Here is a 16,277-nt window from a genome sequence, read left to right as displayed (position 1 = left end):
AATCCGAAATCGACGGACTGCGCGCTTCAATGGGAGAACGGCTTTGAAAGATTTACTCAATTTACTCAATCACCAAGGACAAATCGAAGAATTTGATCGAATTTGTATTGGTTTGGCTTCGCCAGAAAAAATTCGCTCATGGTCTTATGGTGAGGTGAAAAAACCCGAAACCATTAACTATCGCACGTTCAAGCCCGAACGCGACGGCCTATTTTGCGCCAAGATTTTCGGCCCCATCAAAGACTACGAATGCCTTTGTGGTAAATACAAACGCTTGAAACATCGCGGTGTCGTGTGCGAAAAATGTGGCGTGGAAGTGACCCAAGCCAAAGTACGCCGTGAACGGATGGGACATATCGAATTAGCCAGTCCCGTGGCACATATTTGGTATTTAAAATCATTGCCCTCGCGTATGGGTTTATTATTGGATTTAACTTTACGCGATATTGAGCGGATTTTATATTTTGAAGCCTATGTGGTGATTGATCCGGGCTTTGAAACGCCGTTATTGCGCGGGCAATTGTTATCTGAAGAAGAGTATTTAGACGCTTTAGAACAATACGGCGAAGATTTCACGGCCAAAATGGGCGCGGAAGCCATTGATGCCTTGTTAAAAAGTATGGATTTGTCGGGTGAGGTGAATCAATTACGCGAAGAGATTAACAGCACCAATTCCGAAACCAAAATTAAAAAGCTGAGTAAACGCTTAAAACTGATCGAATCTTTTCTGCATTCTGGCAATCGTCCCGAATGGATGATTTTAAAAGTGTTGCCGGTGTTGCCACCTGAATTGCGTCCTTTGGTGCCATTGGACGGCGGGCGTTTTGCCACCTCAGATTTAAATGATTTATATCGTCGGGTGATTAATCGTAATAATCGGTTAAAACGCTTATTAGACTTAAATGCGCCTGATATTATTGTGCGTAATGAAAAACGGATGTTACAAGAATCCGTCGATGCCTTATTAGACAATGGTCGTCGCGGCCGCGCCATTACCGGTACCAATAAACTGCCTTTAAAATCTTTAGCCGATATGATTAAAGGTAAACAAGGGCGTTTTCGGCAAAACCTGTTAGGAAAACGGGTGGATTATTCGGGACGTTCGGTGATTGTGGTGGGGCCGACGTTGAAATTGCAGCAATGCGGTTTGCCCAAAAAAATGGCTTTGGAACTGTTTAAGCCGTTTGTTTTTGGTAAATTAGAATTGCGCGGTTTGGCCACGACCATTAAAGCCGCAAAAAAATTGGTTGAACGCGAAGGCCCAGAAGTCTGGGATATTTTAGAAGAAGTGATTCGAGAACATCCTGTGTTACTCAACCGTGCGCCGACCTTGCACCGTTTGGGGATTCAGGCGTTTGAACCGGTGTTGATCGAAGGCAAAGCGATCCAATTGCATCCCTTAGTTTGTACGGCTTTTAATGCCGACTTTGACGGTGACCAAATGGCGGTTCACGTGCCATTATCGATTGAAGCGCAATTAGAAGCGCGATCATTGATGATGTCCACCAATAACATTTTATCGCCCGCCAATGGTGAACCGATCATTGTGCCGTCGCAGGACGTGGTGTTGGGTTTGTACTATATGACGCGGGAGCGGCTGGGCGCAAAAGGTGAAGGCATGATATTGCGTGACACCAATGAAGTCCATCGCGCTTATGAAAACCGTCAATTAGACTTACAAGCGCGGGTCACTGTGCGCGTGCGCGAGGTGGAAATCGACGACAAAGGGCAACATCACCCTCGTACCATTCGTGTTAGTACCACGGCTGGCCGGGCTTTATTGTCTGATATTCTGCCGGCGGGTTTGTTGTTCAAATTGATCGATTGTCCGTTGAGCAAAAAAGCCATTTCTAAGCTCATTAACGCCTGTTATCGCCAAGTGGGTTTAAAAGAAACGGTGATTTTTGCGGATCGCTTGATGTACACAGGTTTTACCTATGCGACGCGAGCGGGAATTTCAATCGGCATCGAAGACATGGTCGTGCCTGAAGATAAACCCGACATTATCGGTCAAGCCGAAGCCGAAGTAAAAGAAATCGAAGGCCAATATGCCTCTGGTCTCATCACCAATGGCGAGCGTTACAACAAAGTCGTTGACATCTGGTCACACACCAATGACAAATTGGCCAAAGCCATGATGAGCAAATTAGGCACAGAACCCGTGCGGGAACAAAATGGCGATATTCGCTTAGATGAGAACGGTAAACCCGTTATGCAGCCATCATTTAATTCGATTTACATGATGGCCGATTCGGGCGCACGGGGTTCAGCGGCGCAGATTCGCCAATTGGCAGGAATGCGCGGTCTGATGGCAAAGCCAGACGGTTCTATTATTGAAACGCCCATCACGGCGAATTTCCGCGAAGGCTTAAATGTTTTACAATATTTTATTTCCACGCACGGCGCACGTAAAGGCTTGGCCGATACGGCGTTAAAAACGGCAAACTCAGGTTATTTAACCCGACGTTTGGTTGATGTCGCACAAGACATGGTGGTGTTGGAAGTTGATTGTGGTACGATTCATGGGCTGGAAATGACCCCGTTGATCGAAGGCGGCGACGTGGTAGAACCCTTGCGAGATCGTATTTTAGGCCGGGTGGTGGCGGAAGATGTGCTGATTCCCACGCAAGATGAGCCGATTGTGACACGTGGAACGTTACTTGATGAAAAATGGGTGGACATTTTAGATCAACATGGGATTGATCGCGTGCGCGTGCGTTCGGCGATCACCTGTGAATCACGTTATGGCATTTGTGCCAAGTGTTACGGGCGCGATTTGGGACGCGGACATTTGGCCAATATCGGGGAAGCTGTCGGCGTTATCGCTGCACAATCCATTGGTGAACCCGGTACGCAGTTGACCATGCGTACATTCCACATTGGAGGCGCAGCTTCTCGTGCCGCCGCGGTGAATAGCATTGAAGCCAAATCGAAAGGGATTGTTAAACTCCACAATATCAAAACCATTCAACAACAAGGCGAAAATGCCACCGGTAAATTGATCGCAGTATCACGTTCGGGCGAATTGGGCATTTTAGACGAATTCAACCGCGAACGGGAACGCTATAAAGTGCCTTATGGTGCGGTGTTTTCCGTACACGACGGCGATCATGTGGAAGCAGGACAACAAATTGCCACGTGGGACCCGCACACTCATCCCGTGATCACTGAAGTGAAAGGGCGTGTGGCTTTCAGTGAAGTCATGGAAGGCGTAACTGTTAGTCGTAAAATTGACGACATCACCGGTCTAACCAGTATCGAAGTGATGGATCCCAAACAACGCCCCAGTCACGCCAAAGATTCGCGGCCAATGGTGAAATTAATCGACGAAGAAGGCCATGATTTGTGCATTCCCGGCACGGAAATGCCTGCTTCGTATTTTCTACCACCGAAAGCAATTATCATTGTCGAAGATGGCGGCAGTGTTAGCGTAGGCGATGTCATTGCACGCTTGCCACAAGAATCGTCAAAAACCCGTGATATTACAGGTGGTTTGCCGCGTGTGGCGGATTTGTTTGAAGCCCGCGCTCCGAAAGAACCCGCAATTTTGGCGGAAGTCAGTGGTACAGTGAGTTTTGGTAAAGACACCAAAACCAAGCAACGTTTGATTATCACCGATAAAAGCGGTGAAGCCACTGAAATCCCTATTCCTAAATGGCGACATGTCAATGTGTTTGAAGGGGAACATGTGGAACGTGGCGAAATTTTGGTAGATGGCGCGCCAAATCCGCACGATATTTTGCGTTTATTGGGTATCACCAAACTGGCCAATTACATTGTCAACGAAGTGCAAGAAGTTTATCGTTTACAAGGGGTTAAAATTAACGACAAACACATTGAAGTGATCGTACGGCAAATGTTGCGTAAAGTGGTGGTGATCGATTCTGGTGAAACCCGTTTGTTGCGGGGTGAGCAGGTAGAACTGGCGCGTTTACGTGAAGAAAATGATCGGGTGCAAAGCGAAGGCAAAATGCCAGCGACGTTTGAACCGATTTTGTTAGGTATCACTAAAGCGTCTTTGGCGACTGATTCGTTTATTTCTGCGGCTTCGTTCCAAGAGACCACTCGCGTATTGACCGAAGCTTCGGTGAATGGGCGTTGTGATGATTTGCGCGGTTTGAAGGAAAATGTGATTGTGGGGCGTTTAATTCCTGCGGGAACGGGTTTAGCTTATCATAAAGATCGACAAAACCAACAACGTCAACCCACCACCAGTATTCTCCCAACGCCCATACGTGTCAAACGGGAACGGGAAATTCCTAGTTTAGACGATGATGATTTGTCGGATTTTTAGTTTTTTTGTTCATCGCGTCAATGTGGTGTCTCGTTCCCAAGTTCACTTGGGAATGGGACAAGACGCGGTAAAAAATGAGAAAATCCCGTTTTATCAAGAAAAAACCCCATAACGCCTCATTTCACCCACTATTTACCCCATCACTTATGACTGCAAATGATACTCTTTTTCGCTTGGCGCAGGTGTTAGAGATGCGTAAGCAGGCTGATCCGGATAAGTCTTACGTTGCACAATTGCACCGCAAAGGATTAGACCATATTTTAAAAAAATTAGGCGAAGAAGCCATTGAAACCGTGATCGCAGGAAAAGCAGGCGATATTGACCCATTAATTTACGAAACTGCTGATTTATGGTTTCATTCTTTGGTCTTGTTAAGCCATTATAATATCTCACCTGACGCGATTTTGGCCGAATTGGATCGTCGTTTTGGCTTGTCTGGACTTGACGAAAAAGCACAACGTCATTCTTCTCCTTCTTCTCCACGAGACTAATGTGATGAACACAGACCCCAATTGTATTTTTTGTAAAATTGTAGCGGGACAAATCCCGTCTAAACAAGTTTATGCAGATGATTATGTTATTGTTTTTGAAGATATTAATCCCAAAGCGGCGGTGCATTTGCTGGTTGTGCCGCGGGAGCATGTGGTGAGCTTGGCCGATTTAACCCCAGAACATGATGTGTTGATCGCCCATATTATGCGTTTATTGCCCAAATTGGCGCAAGAACAGGGTCTAACGACGGGGTTTCGCACTATGATTAACACGGGCAAAGGCGGCGGACAGGAAGTTTTTCATTTGCATGTGCATTTGTTGGGTGGAGATGATTTACGTGGGATTGGTTTTACTCGTTAATTCTCGTTTATTAAGGAAATTTATTTATGGGTATTAGTATTTGGCAACTATTAATTGTATTAGTGATTATTGTGTTGTTGTTTGGTACGAAGAAACTGCGCAATATTGGTGGTGATTTAGGCTCGGCGATTAAGAATTTTCGTTCTTCAATGAAAGACGGAGAAGAAGACAAAACCGAGAACCTCCCCGTATCAAGTACAACACAGCAAGTAGGACAGGACAAAAAGCCTGAACAGGTCATCGAAGGCGAAATCACCGCCAAACGTCGAGAACCGTAAATCATCAAGATAATCGTGGGACATCGTCATGTTTGACATCGGTTTTTTAGAATTGTTGGTGGTCGGTGTGGTGGCTTTACTGGTGTTTGGGCCAGAGCGTCTGCCGGGCGCGGCACGTACCGCAGGACTTTGGTTTGGGCGTATAAAACGATTTGTGACTTCGATTAAAAATGACATTGACAAAGAGTTGCGGCTGCAAGAATTACAAGAACAAATGCGACAAACCGAAGTCAACCAAGTGTATGAATTTCTTAATGAAACTAAAAATACCTTGAACCAGTCCGCCACCGCACCAGAGGCTTCCGCACATACACCGTTATCCCCTAGCGCGGAGAATTCAGGGGCTGTTCGTTCGTGGAATCCTCCGGTGTTGGAATCTCCTGAGCCTGCTCCTGCTGCTCCTGCCACTGTCGATGTCCCTGTTGCTGGACTTGACCCCAAGAATAAGGTCTAAGAATCAGTATGACTGAACATTCCTCTCAAGACGGCAGTATGTCGTTTGTTGAACACCTCGTTGAAATTCGTAATCGTTTATTACAAATTGTATTGGTGGTGTTGGTTATTTTATTGGCATTAATGCCTTTTGCGAATAGTTTATTTTCTCTACTCGCTGATCCGTTATTGCGTTTTATGCCTGAAGGCACACAAATGATTGCGATTGATGTGGCTTCACCTTTTTTTACTCCGTTTAAATTAACATTGGTGTTAGCGATTTTTATTGCCATTCCTTATATTTTTTATCATGTGTGGGGATTTGTGGCACCGGGGCTTTATGATCATGAAAAACAACTCATGTATCCCCTGCTTATTTCTAGCACATTGTTATTTTATTTAGGAATGGCATTTGCGTATTTTGTGGTGTTTCCATTGGTGTTTAGTTTCATGATCAGCATGACACCTGATGGGGTTTCTATGATGACGGATATTAGTCGTTATTTAGATTTTGTGTTAAAGATGTTTTTTGCGTTTGGAATTGCTTTTGAGGTGCCGATTGCGACGATTTTGCTGGTGCGTATGGGGATGGTTACGCCTGATGAATTGATTGAAAAGCGGCCTTACATTATTGTTGCGGCGTTTATTATTGGGATGTTAATGACTCCGCCTGATGTGATTTCACAAACGCTATTGGCAGTTCCTATTTGGATATTATTTGAAGCAGGTGTGTTTTTCTCCAGACGTTTCGTACCAAAAGAAACCAATGACAATAACGATGAATATAAACCCTTAACTCCAGAACAAATGGATGCCGAATTAGCACGCTTAGAACAAGATGAAAAAGGCAAGTGATTATTGCTTATATTGCATCCGAGTGGGATGAATAGAATTGATTTGTTCAGTAGTCAGCGGGCGGGCAATATCCCAATTGGCGTTGAATAATTCGATGTATTGTTGAATCTTGGAAAGATTGGAAACCATTGTTGTTGATTGTGCCTGAGAAAAACACTCTCTGCCAGTAAGAATAATAGCTATTTTTTCGTCAAAAATAGCTAAATCTAAAACTCCTGTTTTTTCTAATAAGCTAGGCTCAACCCAATCTTGCTCACGTAAATATAAAACCTCAATGCCTGCCTGTTGCTCTTGGTACATTCGCATCAGTAGACGTTCATCAGGTTGTTCTTTCCGAGTAATAAAAAGTCGTTTTACAGAAATATTTTTTTCTATAATTAACTTTTTCTGAATAGAAAAATAATATTGGCTAAATGAACTAATTTCTCCATTTTGATAATGGTGAGTATCATGTAGATAAGTTGCAATGATATTTTTTTGTGTATTTTCTGCTAAATAAGAAATCCGTTTATAATATTGAGCAGGTTTTATAAAATGATAGCTTTGGTTAAGAATTGCATTTTTAAGTAGAGAAAAATAATCTTCTAAACAATCTCTTTCTATTGCACCAATATGACTCAACCCATTAATTAAATGAGCTAACTCCTCAAAAACTAACTTATCTCTTTGTAACTTAGTGTGATGATTTGTGGTCGTTAATCCATAGGGAATGGCATGTAAAGGAATGTAATTATCAATAGAATCTAATATTTCAGAAAATCTGCTTTTATTGGCATTAATGACTTGCTCCACATTAAACGCCATTTGTGCTAAGTTTTCGGTTAAAGGAATAGCATATTTTCTCTCCAAATCTTGGATTGAATTAAGTTTGCGAAATAAGATTTTCATGGCACTTGGTTCAGCCATTTTATAAGATAAAAAGCTGGTGACTCCAGTAAATTCAAGCCGATCTAATCTTTCTGGAATATTAGAAATAATATAAACCATTTCATTACCATATAAAACATCCTCAAAGGTAAAATATAGCTTAGTTCCCACTCTAATACAAAAGCCTTCAAATTTTGAATGATTATTTATAATTAAGCATTTTATATTACCTGATTCATTAATGCCATTGCATTCCAACAGATCATAACTAATTGTTTGTTTATCGATAAAGCTCGTTGAGTAAGTAAATAACTCCCAATATCCACTCATAATCTGAAGCAATTTTTCCGCACTATCAATGCGATCTGTTAAGTTGCCCAGTAACTTTAGAGAAATACTTCCTTTCTCTGGAAATAAAGCCACTTCTGTGCTTAATGCTCCCTTAATGATTCCTCGATTAATTAAATCTTGATTAAAAACTTCATAGGGTTGATACCAAAGCTGTTCAGGAATTGCAGCAGGACTTGCCTTGTAAATGGTTTGCAATTTCAAGAAAGTTTCTTCGGAGATACTCTCTTTCAATCGAGACACAAAACCACCCGCCACATCCAATTCTAATTGAAGTGTTTTTTGGCTGCTTATTCTATTTACATTATTGTCTAATAAAAGATTAATTTTTTCTTTTAAATTAGAAATTTTTATTCTTGAATTATTTTGTTTGTCTGTAGGCATGTCGAACACTCCAACAATTAAAGCAGCAAAGTATAGAGCAATGGTTTGGCAAATGTTTGGTAAAACTTTTGGCAGATATACCAATTTTTTCAGAGTCGTATAATAATACTTTTCAAATAGGAGAGAATAATGAACAAAAGATATGAAGATTTAGAAGAGTTAATGTCAACAGGTGAAGCGAGAGAAGTGAAGCGAGCGATGGCAGTAAGAATGTCTTTGCTTGGTTTTGTGCGTGCGGAAGCGGCTTTAGCGTATTGTGTCAGTGTGCAATTTGTGGATAAATGGAAAGCCATTTATTTAGCGTCAGGGGTTGAAGGATTAAAGTTAGCGTATAAAGGCTCACCAGGGTATTTAAAGCCGCGTGAACGAGAAAATGTGATTAATTGGATACAAGAAAAGAAGACAATAACAATAGAGGAACTAAAGAGATACTTAAAAGAGGAGTATGATGTTTTCTATTCTTCAAATACTTCTTATACTAAATTATTAGAAGAAGCGAATTTAAGTTATAAGAAGACACACAAAGAGAATTCGGCAAAAGATGAGGTAAAAGTGGAAGCTAAAAAAAAAGAGATTAAGGATTTAATAGATAAGGAGCGTGAACAGATAGAAAGTGGAGAGGTAATGTACTGGATGCAAGACGAAAGCCATCAGTTGTGGGGAGATATTTGTGGTTATGTTTGGTCGAAAAAAGGAGAAAGAACGTCAATAAAGATGAGTAATTATCGCACTTCTCAAACGTGGTATGGAGCGGTGAATATTTATACGGGAGAATTTATTTTAGATAGGGCAAAGAAAGCTGATACAAAATATACGATAGACTTTATTAACTGGCTCATTTACAGATATAAAGAAGCCCGTCATGTGATTATTTGGGATGGTGCAAGTTATCATCGTTCTGAAGGTTTAAGAACTTATTTAGAGAAATTAAATGGGGGACTTCCAGAATCAGAATGGAAAGTTCGTTTATTAAGATTTGCACCTAATGCCCCAGAGCAAAATCCAGTCGAGGATATTTGGCTTCAAGGTAAGAATTGGGTCAGAAAGAATTTTCATCGCCTATCAAGCTTTAAAGAAGTCACTAGTATGTTTGAGACCTTTTTGTCAGGTAAAGTGTTTAAGTTTAATAAAATTAAACAGTATCTTATACCTAATATCTAGGTAGATATTAAAACTTAATTTGTTTTTATATCTCACATAATTTTGGTATATTACCGTTAAAAAAATGGAGTCATTACCACCTGTTGCAAATCCTACCCCTGATGACAATACGCCAGATGTTACTACAAATGAGCCTTTAAATGTAAGTATTGTTTTCCCTAGTCAGGGAACAACGATAGAGTCCGATTTTGGCATAGTTGCTTATGTAGATGATCAAGATGGTGTAGAGGGCTGTGTTGCTGTATTAACTGATAGCAATAATAATGAAGTAGAAATTCCAATGACATTTAGAGGATTTTCAAGATATCGTTGTGCTTCCGAACCTGTTAAATTGGAAAGTTTAGCTAATGGTCTCGTTTCTCTTAAGATTAAGGTTAATGATAAGAAAGGGAACGCTGAAGTCTCTATACCAATTTTTTCAGAGTCGTATGATAATACTTTTCAAATAGGAGAGAATAATGAACAAAAGATATGAAGATTTGGAAAAGTTAATGTCAACAGGTGAAGCGAGAGAAGTGAAGCGAGCGATGGCAGTAAGAATGTCTTTGCTTGGTTTTGTGCGTGCGGAAGCGGCTTTAGCGTGTTGTGTCAGTGTGCAATTTGTGGATAAATGGAAAGCCATTTATTTAGCGTCAGGGGTGGAAGGATTAAAGTTAGCGTATAAAGGCTCGCCAGGGTATTTAAAGCCGCGTGAACGAGAAGATGTGATTAATTGGATACAAGAAAAGAAGACAATAACAATAGAGGAACTAAAGAGATACTTAAAAGAGGAGTATGATGTTTTCTATTCTTCAAATACTTCTTATACTAAATTATTAGAAGAAGCGAATTTAAGTTATAAGAAGACACACAAAGAGAATTCGGCAAAAGATGAGGTAAAAGTAGAAGCTAAAAAAAAAAGAGATTAAGGATTTAATAGATAAGGAGCGTGAACAGATAGAAAGTGGAGAGGTAATGTACTGGATGCAAGACGAAAGCCATCAGTTGTGGGGAGATATTTGTGGTTATGTTTGGTCGAAAAAAGGAGAAAGAACGTCAATAAAGATGAGTAATTATCGCACTTCTCAAACGTGGTATAGAGCGGTGAATATTTATACGGGAGAATTTATTTTAGATAGGGCAAAGAAAGCTGATACAAAATATACGATAGACTTTATTAACTGGCTCATTTACAGATATAAAGAAGCCCGTCATGTGATTATTTGGGATGGTGCAAGTTATCATCGTTCTGAAGGTTTAAGAACTTATTTAGAGAAATTAAATGGGGGACTTCCAGAATCAGAATGGAAAGTTCGTTTATTAAGATTTGCGCCCAATGCCCCAGAGCAAAATCCAGTCGAGGATATTTGGCTTCAAGGTAAGAATTGGGTCAGAAAGAATTTTCATCGTCTATCAAGCTTTAAAGAAGTCACTAGTATGTTTGAGACCTTTTTGTCAGGTAAAGTGTTTAAGTTTAATAAAATTAAACAGTATCTTATACCTAATATCTAGCTAGATATTAGAACTTAATTTGTTTTTATATCTCACATAATTTTGGTATAGGACTGCTTAATTTCTAGTTGAAGATAAGCTGAAAATAAATAACGCTCCAAATTGGGAGCGTTATTTATTTGGAGATATAAAGATAAACATTGACAATATCTGGATCGGTGACTACTATACCAATTTTTTCAGAGTCGTATAATAATACTTTTCAAATAGGAGAGAATAATGAACAAAAGATATGAAGATTTAGAAGAATTAATGTCAACAGGTGAAGCGAGAGAAGTGAAGCGAGCGATGGCAGTAAGAATGTCTTTGCTTGGTTTTGTGCGTGCGGAAGCGGCTTTAGCGTGTTGTGTCAGTGTGCAATTTGTGGATAAATGGAAAGCCATTTATTTAGCGTCAGGGGTTGAAGGATTAAAGTTAGCGTATAAAGGCTCACCAGGGTATTTAAAGCCGCGTGAACGAGAAGATGTGATTAATTGGATACAAGAAAAGAAGACAATAACAATAGAGGAACTAAAGAGATACTTAAAAGAGGAGTATGATGTTTTCTATTCTTCAAATACTTCTTATACTAAATTATTAGAAGAAGCGAATTTAAGTTATAAGAAGACACACAAAGAGAATTCGGCAAAAGATGAGGTAAAAGTGGAAGCTAAAAAAAAAGAGATTAAGGATTTAATAGATAAGGAGCGTGAACAGATAGAAAGTGGAGAGGTAATGTACTGGATGCAAGACGAAAGCCATCAGTTGTGGGGAGATATTTGTGCTTATGTTTGGTCGAAAAAAGGAGAAAGAACGTCAATAAAGATGAGTAATTATCGCACTTCTCAAACGTGGTATGGAGCGGTGAATATTTATACGGGAGAATTTATTTTAGATAGGGCAAAGAAAGCTGATACAAAATATACGATAGACTTTATTAACTGGCTCATTTACAGATATAAAGAAGCCCGTCATGTGATTATTTGGGATGGTGCAAGTTATCATCGTTCTGAAGGTTTAAGAACTTATTTAGAGAAATTAAATGGGGGACTTCCAGAATCAGAATGGAAAGTTCGTTTATTAAGATTTGCACCTAATGCCCCAGAGCAAAATCCAGTCGAGGATATTTGGCTTCAAGGTAAGAATTGGGTCAGAAAGAATTTTCATCGCCTATCAAGCTTTAAAGAAGTCACTAGTATGTTTGAGACCTTTTTGTCAGGTAAAGTGTTTAAGTTTAATAAAATTAAACAGTATCTTATACCTAATATCTAGGTAGATATTAAAACTTAATTTGTTTTTATATCTCACATAATTTTGGTATAGTGATGCTGAGAACATTACTTTTACAAAATTAGGTGGCTGTACAGAGCGCACATCACCATTTGATTCTGATAATCCTGAAGTTAACTTTACTGAGTTATACGACATCAAAGCAATCTACAATCTGGGTAGTGAGATAAATCCGGATGCAGGCGATGATTTTGAATATGAACTTGCTGCTACTGATAATAATGGCTTGCAATTTATAGAATTGACTATTAAAAACGCCAAAGATGAAGTTATGTTTTATAAAAAACATGGTTTCGGTAGCAATCCTACTTCAGCAACGACAGGCGGTAATTCCTTCAAGTTTACACGTGATAAGTGGAAACCTGAGAACACGGAAGACCCCGAATCATCTGGTGAATATACATATACAGTTAGAGCTACTGATACAGCAGAACTTTGTCATGAGCTGATTGGTACGTTCAAATTAATTGAGCCGAGTGCTAACGTATCCTTTACTTCTCCACCAGAAGAAAATTCTGAAAAGATTTACTATGGGTTAAATGTGCCCATTAGTGGATTAAGTGTAAATGCTAACGGGGTTAAAAAGGTCAATGTAAGCTTGGTCAATAGCGAAAGCGAAAATAGCACTGTTTTAGAAACCCAAGAAACCTCTACTTATTGGAGTTCAGGTGCTCCAATTGAGCATGATTTTTACAAAAGTTTCAATCCTGCAATCTTGGGTGTAAAAAGTGGTACATATTTACATGCTAGTGTCACAATAACAGATGTTAATGGAGACACTAGTCAACCAGTATCATCACCATCTTTTAAATGGTGTCGTAATGACCCTTGTCCATCTCCTATACCAATTTTTTCAGAGTCGTATGATAATACTTTTCAAATAGGAGAGAATAATGAACAAAAGATATGAAGATTTGGAAAAGTTAATGTCAACAGGTGAAGCGAGAGAAGTGAAGCGAGCGATGGCAGTAAGAATGTCTTTGCTTGGTTTTGTGCGTGCGGAAGCGGCTTTAGCGTGTTGTGTCAGTGTGCAATTTGTGGATAAATGGAAAGCCATTTATTTAGCGTCAGGGGTGGAAGGATTAAAGTTAGCGTATAAAGGCTCGCCAGGGTATTTAAAGCCGCGTGAACGAGAAGATGTGATTAATTGGATACAAGAAAAGAAGACAATAACAATAGAGGAACTAAAGAGATACTTAAAAGAGGAGTATGATGTTTTCTATTCTTCAAATACTTCTTATACTAAATTATTAGAAGAAGCGAATTTAAGTTATAAGAAGACACACAAAGAGAATTCGGCAAAAGATGAGGTAAAAGTAGAAGCTAAAAAAAAAGAGATTAAGGATTTAATAGATAAGGAGCGTGAACAGATAGAAAGTGGAGAGGTAATGTACTGGATGCAAGACGAAAGCCATCAGTTGTGGGGAGATATTTGTGGTTATGTTTGGTCGAAAAAAGGAGAAAGAACGTCAATAAAGATGAGTAATTATCGCACTTCTCAAACGTGGTATGGAGCGGTGAATATTTATACGGGAGAATTTATTTTAGATAGGGCAAAGAAAGCTGATACAAAATATACGATAGACTTTATTAACTGGCTCATTTACAGATATAAAGAAGCCCGTCATGTGATTATTTGGGATGGTGCAAGTTATCATCGTTCTGAAGGTTTAAGAACTTATTTAGAGAAATTAAATGGGGGACTTCCAGAATCAGAATGGAAAGTTCGTTTATTAAGATTTGCGCCCAATGCCCCAGAGCAAAATCCAGTCGAGGATATTTGGCTTCAAGGTAAGAATTGGGTCAGAAAGAATTTTCATCGTCTATCAAGCTTTAAAGAAGTCACTAGTATGTTTGAGACCTTTTTGTCAGGTAAAGTGTTTAAGTTTAATAAAATTAAACAGTATCTTATACCTAATATCTAGCTAGATATTAGAACTTAATTTGTTTTTATATCTCACATAATTTTGGTATACCAGCTTTGAAATTGATCCGACTCCTGAAAATGGGATTATTGAAGGTGTAGTAAATGAAACCACTATTAAATGTGGTAATGGTTATACTTCATGTAGCGCAACATTAGCAGACAACAGCAATCAAATTAATTTGACTGCAACACCGGCAAGTGCAGATTTTAAGCATACTGGTTGGGGTGATAGTTGTTCTAAAATGCCTTGTGATTTAGCGGTTGGTAAAAATACTGTTATTACGCCAACTTTTGAGCAAGTTCCACCTGTACTCAACCCATCATTGCAAATCATACCTTCGGATAAAGGTATTGTCAGTGGAGTAGTTGGTTCAAGTGTGGTTCATTGTGGGCATGGAGATAATGTACTTGGTCAAAATTGCACAATCAATTTTTCAACTAACACTATCCCTCTATTTGGTTTGATAAAAGCAATTTCTAAAGCAGAATATTCTTTTGTAGAATGGTCTGATTCTTCCATTTGTCCTAATATACCAATTTTTTCAGAGTCGTATAATAATACTTTTCAAATAGGAGAGAATAATGAACAAAAGATATGAAGATTTAGAAGAGTTAATGTCAACAGGTGAGGCGAGAGAAGTGAAGCGAGCGATGGCAGTAAGAATGTCTTTGCTTGGTTTTGTGCGTGCGGAAGCGGCTTTAGCGTGTTGTGTCAGTGTGCAATTTGTGGATAAATGGAAAGCCATTTATTTAGCGTCAGGGGTTGAAGGATTAAAGTTAGCGTATAAAGGCTCACCAGGGTATTTAAAGCCGCGTGAACGAGAAGATGTGATTAATTGGATACAAGAAAAGAAGACAATAACAATAGAGGAACTAAAGAGATACTTAAAAGAGGAGTATGATGTTTTCTATTCTTCAAATACTTCTTATACTAAATTATTAGAAGAAGCGAATTTAAGTTATAAGAAGACACACAAAGAGAATTCGGCAAAAGATGAGGTAAAAGTAGAAGCTAAAAAAAAGAGATTAAGGATTTAATAGATAAGGAGCGTGAACAGATAGAAAGTGGAGAGGTAATGTACTGGATGCAAGACGAAAGCCATCAGTTGTGGGGAGATATTTGTGGTTATGTTTGGTCGAAAAAAGGAGAAAGAACGTCAATAAAGATGAGTAATTATCGCACTTCTCAAACGTGGTATGGAGCGGTGAATATTTATACGGGAGAATTTATTTTAGATAGGGCAAAGAAAGCTGATACAAAATATACGATAGACTTTATTAACTGGCTCATTTACAGATATAAAGAAGCCCGTCATGTGATTATTTGGGATGGTGCAAGTTATCATCGTTCTGAAGGTTTAAGAACTTATTTAGAGAAATTAAATGGGGGACTTCCAGAATCAGAATGGAAAGTTCGTTTATTAAGATTTGCGCCCAATGCCCCAGAGCAAAATCCAGTCGAGGATATTTGGCTTCAAGGTAAGAATTGGGTCAGAAAGAATTTTCATCGTCTATCAAGCTTTAAAGAAGTCACTAGTATGTTTGAGACCTTTTTGTCAGGTAAATTGTTTAAGTTTAATAAAATTAAACAGTATCTTATACCTAATATCTAGCTAGATATTAGAACTTAATTTGTTTTTATATCTCACATAATTTTGGTATACCAAAGTAGATTCATGCAACCCAATTTTATCTGGTGGTAAAGCTTTATCTTTAAGTGCAACGTTCAAACTTAATGGAGAGCCAACAGTTGATCCTGATGTAACAGTTGGAGGCAATGTTTTGCCTCTTCCAACCATTAGTGATGTTCAACTGAGTTCTTATAATTTTGTACCTGGAAGTGAGATCGAAATTTCTTGGAATAGTACAAATCAAGAGGAGTATGTTGTTTACTTATATGACGACAGTACTAATTCACTAGTATCCGATATTGCATGTCCTAATGGTGCTTTTCATCCAATATTAGGGAATGCTTGCCTATTACATGGATCGTCTACCGATACATCCATAAAATGGAATGTTCCATGGATATTACCTTCTGGTCAGTATATGTTTAAGGTTGCTGTAGGAAACGGTAGTGGTTGGTCTGATGCTATACCAAAATTATGTGAGATATAAA

General features: G+C 39.1%; 19 protein-coding genes. 18 read left to right on the top strand and 1 reads right to left on the bottom strand.

Going from position 1 to position 16,277, the window contains the following annotated elements; genetic code table 11:
- Positions 1-43 precede the first annotated feature (43 nt).
- From rpoC to tatC, 7 genes are read left to right on the top strand one after another with little or no spacing between them, the layout of a single operon-like run.
- Positions 44-4,294, top strand: a complete 4,251-nt coding sequence (rpoC, locus tag TPSD3_RS00710; protein WP_086486679.1) for a DNA-directed RNA polymerase subunit beta' — start codon at positions 44-46, stop codon at positions 4,292-4,294.
- Complete coding sequence (locus TPSD3_RS18060; protein WP_280938399.1) at positions 4,272-4,406, top strand: hypothetical protein; 135 nt, start codon at positions 4,272-4,274, stop codon at positions 4,404-4,406. Before rpoC ends, TPSD3_RS18060 begins: the two co-directional genes overlap by 23 nt.
- Before the next feature lie 34 nt (positions 4,407-4,440).
- On the top strand, positions 4,441-4,785 hold the full coding sequence (locus TPSD3_RS00705; RefSeq protein ID WP_086486678.1) for a phosphoribosyl-ATP diphosphatase: 345 nt from the start codon (positions 4,441-4,443) through the stop codon (positions 4,783-4,785).
- Positions 4,786-4,789: 4 nt separating this feature from the next.
- Complete coding sequence (locus tag TPSD3_RS00700) at positions 4,790-5,146, top strand: histidine triad nucleotide-binding protein (protein ID WP_086486677.1); 357 nt, start codon at positions 4,790-4,792, stop codon at positions 5,144-5,146.
- A 26-nt stretch (positions 5,147-5,172) separates the two neighbouring features.
- The gene (gene tatA, locus TPSD3_RS00695) at positions 5,173-5,424 is read left to right on the top strand and encodes a Sec-independent protein translocase subunit TatA (protein WP_086486676.1); all 252 of its coding nucleotides are present in this window, start codon (positions 5,173-5,175) and stop codon (positions 5,422-5,424) included.
- Positions 5,425-5,452: 28 nt separating this feature from the next.
- Positions 5,453-5,878, top strand: coding sequence for a Sec-independent protein translocase protein TatB (gene tatB / locus TPSD3_RS00690; RefSeq protein ID WP_086486675.1), 426 nt, complete (start codon positions 5,453-5,455; stop codon positions 5,876-5,878).
- Positions 5,879-5,886: 8 nt separating this feature from the next.
- Positions 5,887-6,711 carry a twin-arginine translocase subunit TatC gene (gene tatC, locus TPSD3_RS00685; RefSeq protein ID WP_086486674.1) on the top strand — a complete coding sequence of 275 codons (825 nt, stop codon included), beginning with the start codon at positions 5,887-5,889 and terminating at the stop codon, positions 6,709-6,711.
- On the opposite strand, the gene TPSD3_RS00680 is transcribed toward tatC, so the two are convergent.
- Positions 6,712-8,310 (bottom strand): hypothetical protein, encoded by a 1,599-nt coding sequence (locus TPSD3_RS00680; protein ID WP_086486673.1) that lies wholly within the window; start codon positions 8,308-8,310, stop codon positions 6,712-6,714.
- A 129-nt stretch (positions 8,311-8,439) separates the two neighbouring features.
- Between TPSD3_RS00680 and TPSD3_RS00675 the strand changes: the two genes are divergently transcribed.
- From TPSD3_RS00675 to TPSD3_RS00625, 11 genes are all read left to right on the top strand, one after another.
- Positions 8,440-9,471, top strand: coding sequence for an IS630 family transposase (locus TPSD3_RS00675; protein ID WP_086486621.1), 1,032 nt, complete (start codon positions 8,440-8,442; stop codon positions 9,469-9,471).
- A gap of 64 nt (positions 9,472-9,535) precedes the next feature.
- Positions 9,536-9,946, top strand: a complete 411-nt coding sequence (locus TPSD3_RS00670; protein ID WP_086486672.1) for a hypothetical protein — start codon at positions 9,536-9,538, stop codon at positions 9,944-9,946.
- The gene (locus tag TPSD3_RS00665; RefSeq protein ID WP_086486671.1) at positions 9,930-10,379 is read left to right on the top strand and encodes a helix-turn-helix domain-containing protein; all 450 of its coding nucleotides are present in this window, start codon (positions 9,930-9,932) and stop codon (positions 10,377-10,379) included. Before TPSD3_RS00670 ends, TPSD3_RS00665 begins: the two co-directional genes overlap by 17 nt.
- Before the next feature lie 55 nt (positions 10,380-10,434).
- Positions 10,435-10,962 carry a transposase gene (locus TPSD3_RS00660; RefSeq protein WP_176329666.1) on the top strand — a complete coding sequence of 176 codons (528 nt, stop codon included), beginning with the start codon at positions 10,435-10,437 and terminating at the stop codon, positions 10,960-10,962.
- Between the two features lie 219 nt (positions 10,963-11,181).
- On the top strand, positions 11,182-12,213 hold the full coding sequence (locus TPSD3_RS00655) for an IS630 family transposase (protein ID WP_086486669.1): 1,032 nt from the start codon (positions 11,182-11,184) through the stop codon (positions 12,211-12,213).
- 244 nt (positions 12,214-12,457) lie between these two features.
- Positions 12,458-13,141 carry a hypothetical protein gene (locus tag TPSD3_RS00650; RefSeq protein WP_086486668.1) on the top strand — a complete coding sequence of 228 codons (684 nt, stop codon included), beginning with the start codon at positions 12,458-12,460 and terminating at the stop codon, positions 13,139-13,141.
- Positions 13,125-14,156 carry an IS630 family transposase gene (locus TPSD3_RS00645; RefSeq protein WP_086486667.1) on the top strand — a complete coding sequence of 344 codons (1,032 nt, stop codon included), beginning with the start codon at positions 13,125-13,127 and terminating at the stop codon, positions 14,154-14,156. The genes TPSD3_RS00650 and TPSD3_RS00645 overlap by 17 nt, the downstream gene beginning before the upstream one ends.
- Positions 14,157-14,217: 61 nt before the next feature.
- Positions 14,218-14,757 carry an InlB B-repeat-containing protein gene (locus tag TPSD3_RS00640; RefSeq protein ID WP_342587060.1) on the top strand — a complete coding sequence of 180 codons (540 nt, stop codon included), beginning with the start codon at positions 14,218-14,220 and terminating at the stop codon, positions 14,755-14,757.
- The gene (locus tag TPSD3_RS00635; protein WP_086486665.1) at positions 14,741-15,196 is read left to right on the top strand and encodes a helix-turn-helix domain-containing protein; all 456 of its coding nucleotides are present in this window, start codon (positions 14,741-14,743) and stop codon (positions 15,194-15,196) included. Before TPSD3_RS00640 ends, TPSD3_RS00635 begins: the two co-directional genes overlap by 17 nt.
- A gap of 47 nt (positions 15,197-15,243) precedes the next feature.
- Positions 15,244-15,771, top strand: a complete 528-nt coding sequence (locus tag TPSD3_RS00630) for a transposase (RefSeq protein WP_176329665.1) — start codon at positions 15,244-15,246, stop codon at positions 15,769-15,771.
- Between the two features lie 169 nt (positions 15,772-15,940).
- On the top strand, positions 15,941-16,276 hold the full coding sequence (locus TPSD3_RS00625) for a hypothetical protein (protein ID WP_086486663.1): 336 nt from the start codon (positions 15,941-15,943) through the stop codon (positions 16,274-16,276).
- Position 16,277 lies beyond the last annotated feature (1 nt).

It is taken from the genome of Thioflexithrix psekupsensis, assembly GCF_002149925.1.
GTDB lineage: Bacteria > Pseudomonadota > Gammaproteobacteria > Beggiatoales > Beggiatoaceae > Thioflexithrix > Thioflexithrix psekupsensis.
This window is presented reverse-complemented; position numbering and strand designations above follow the sequence as displayed.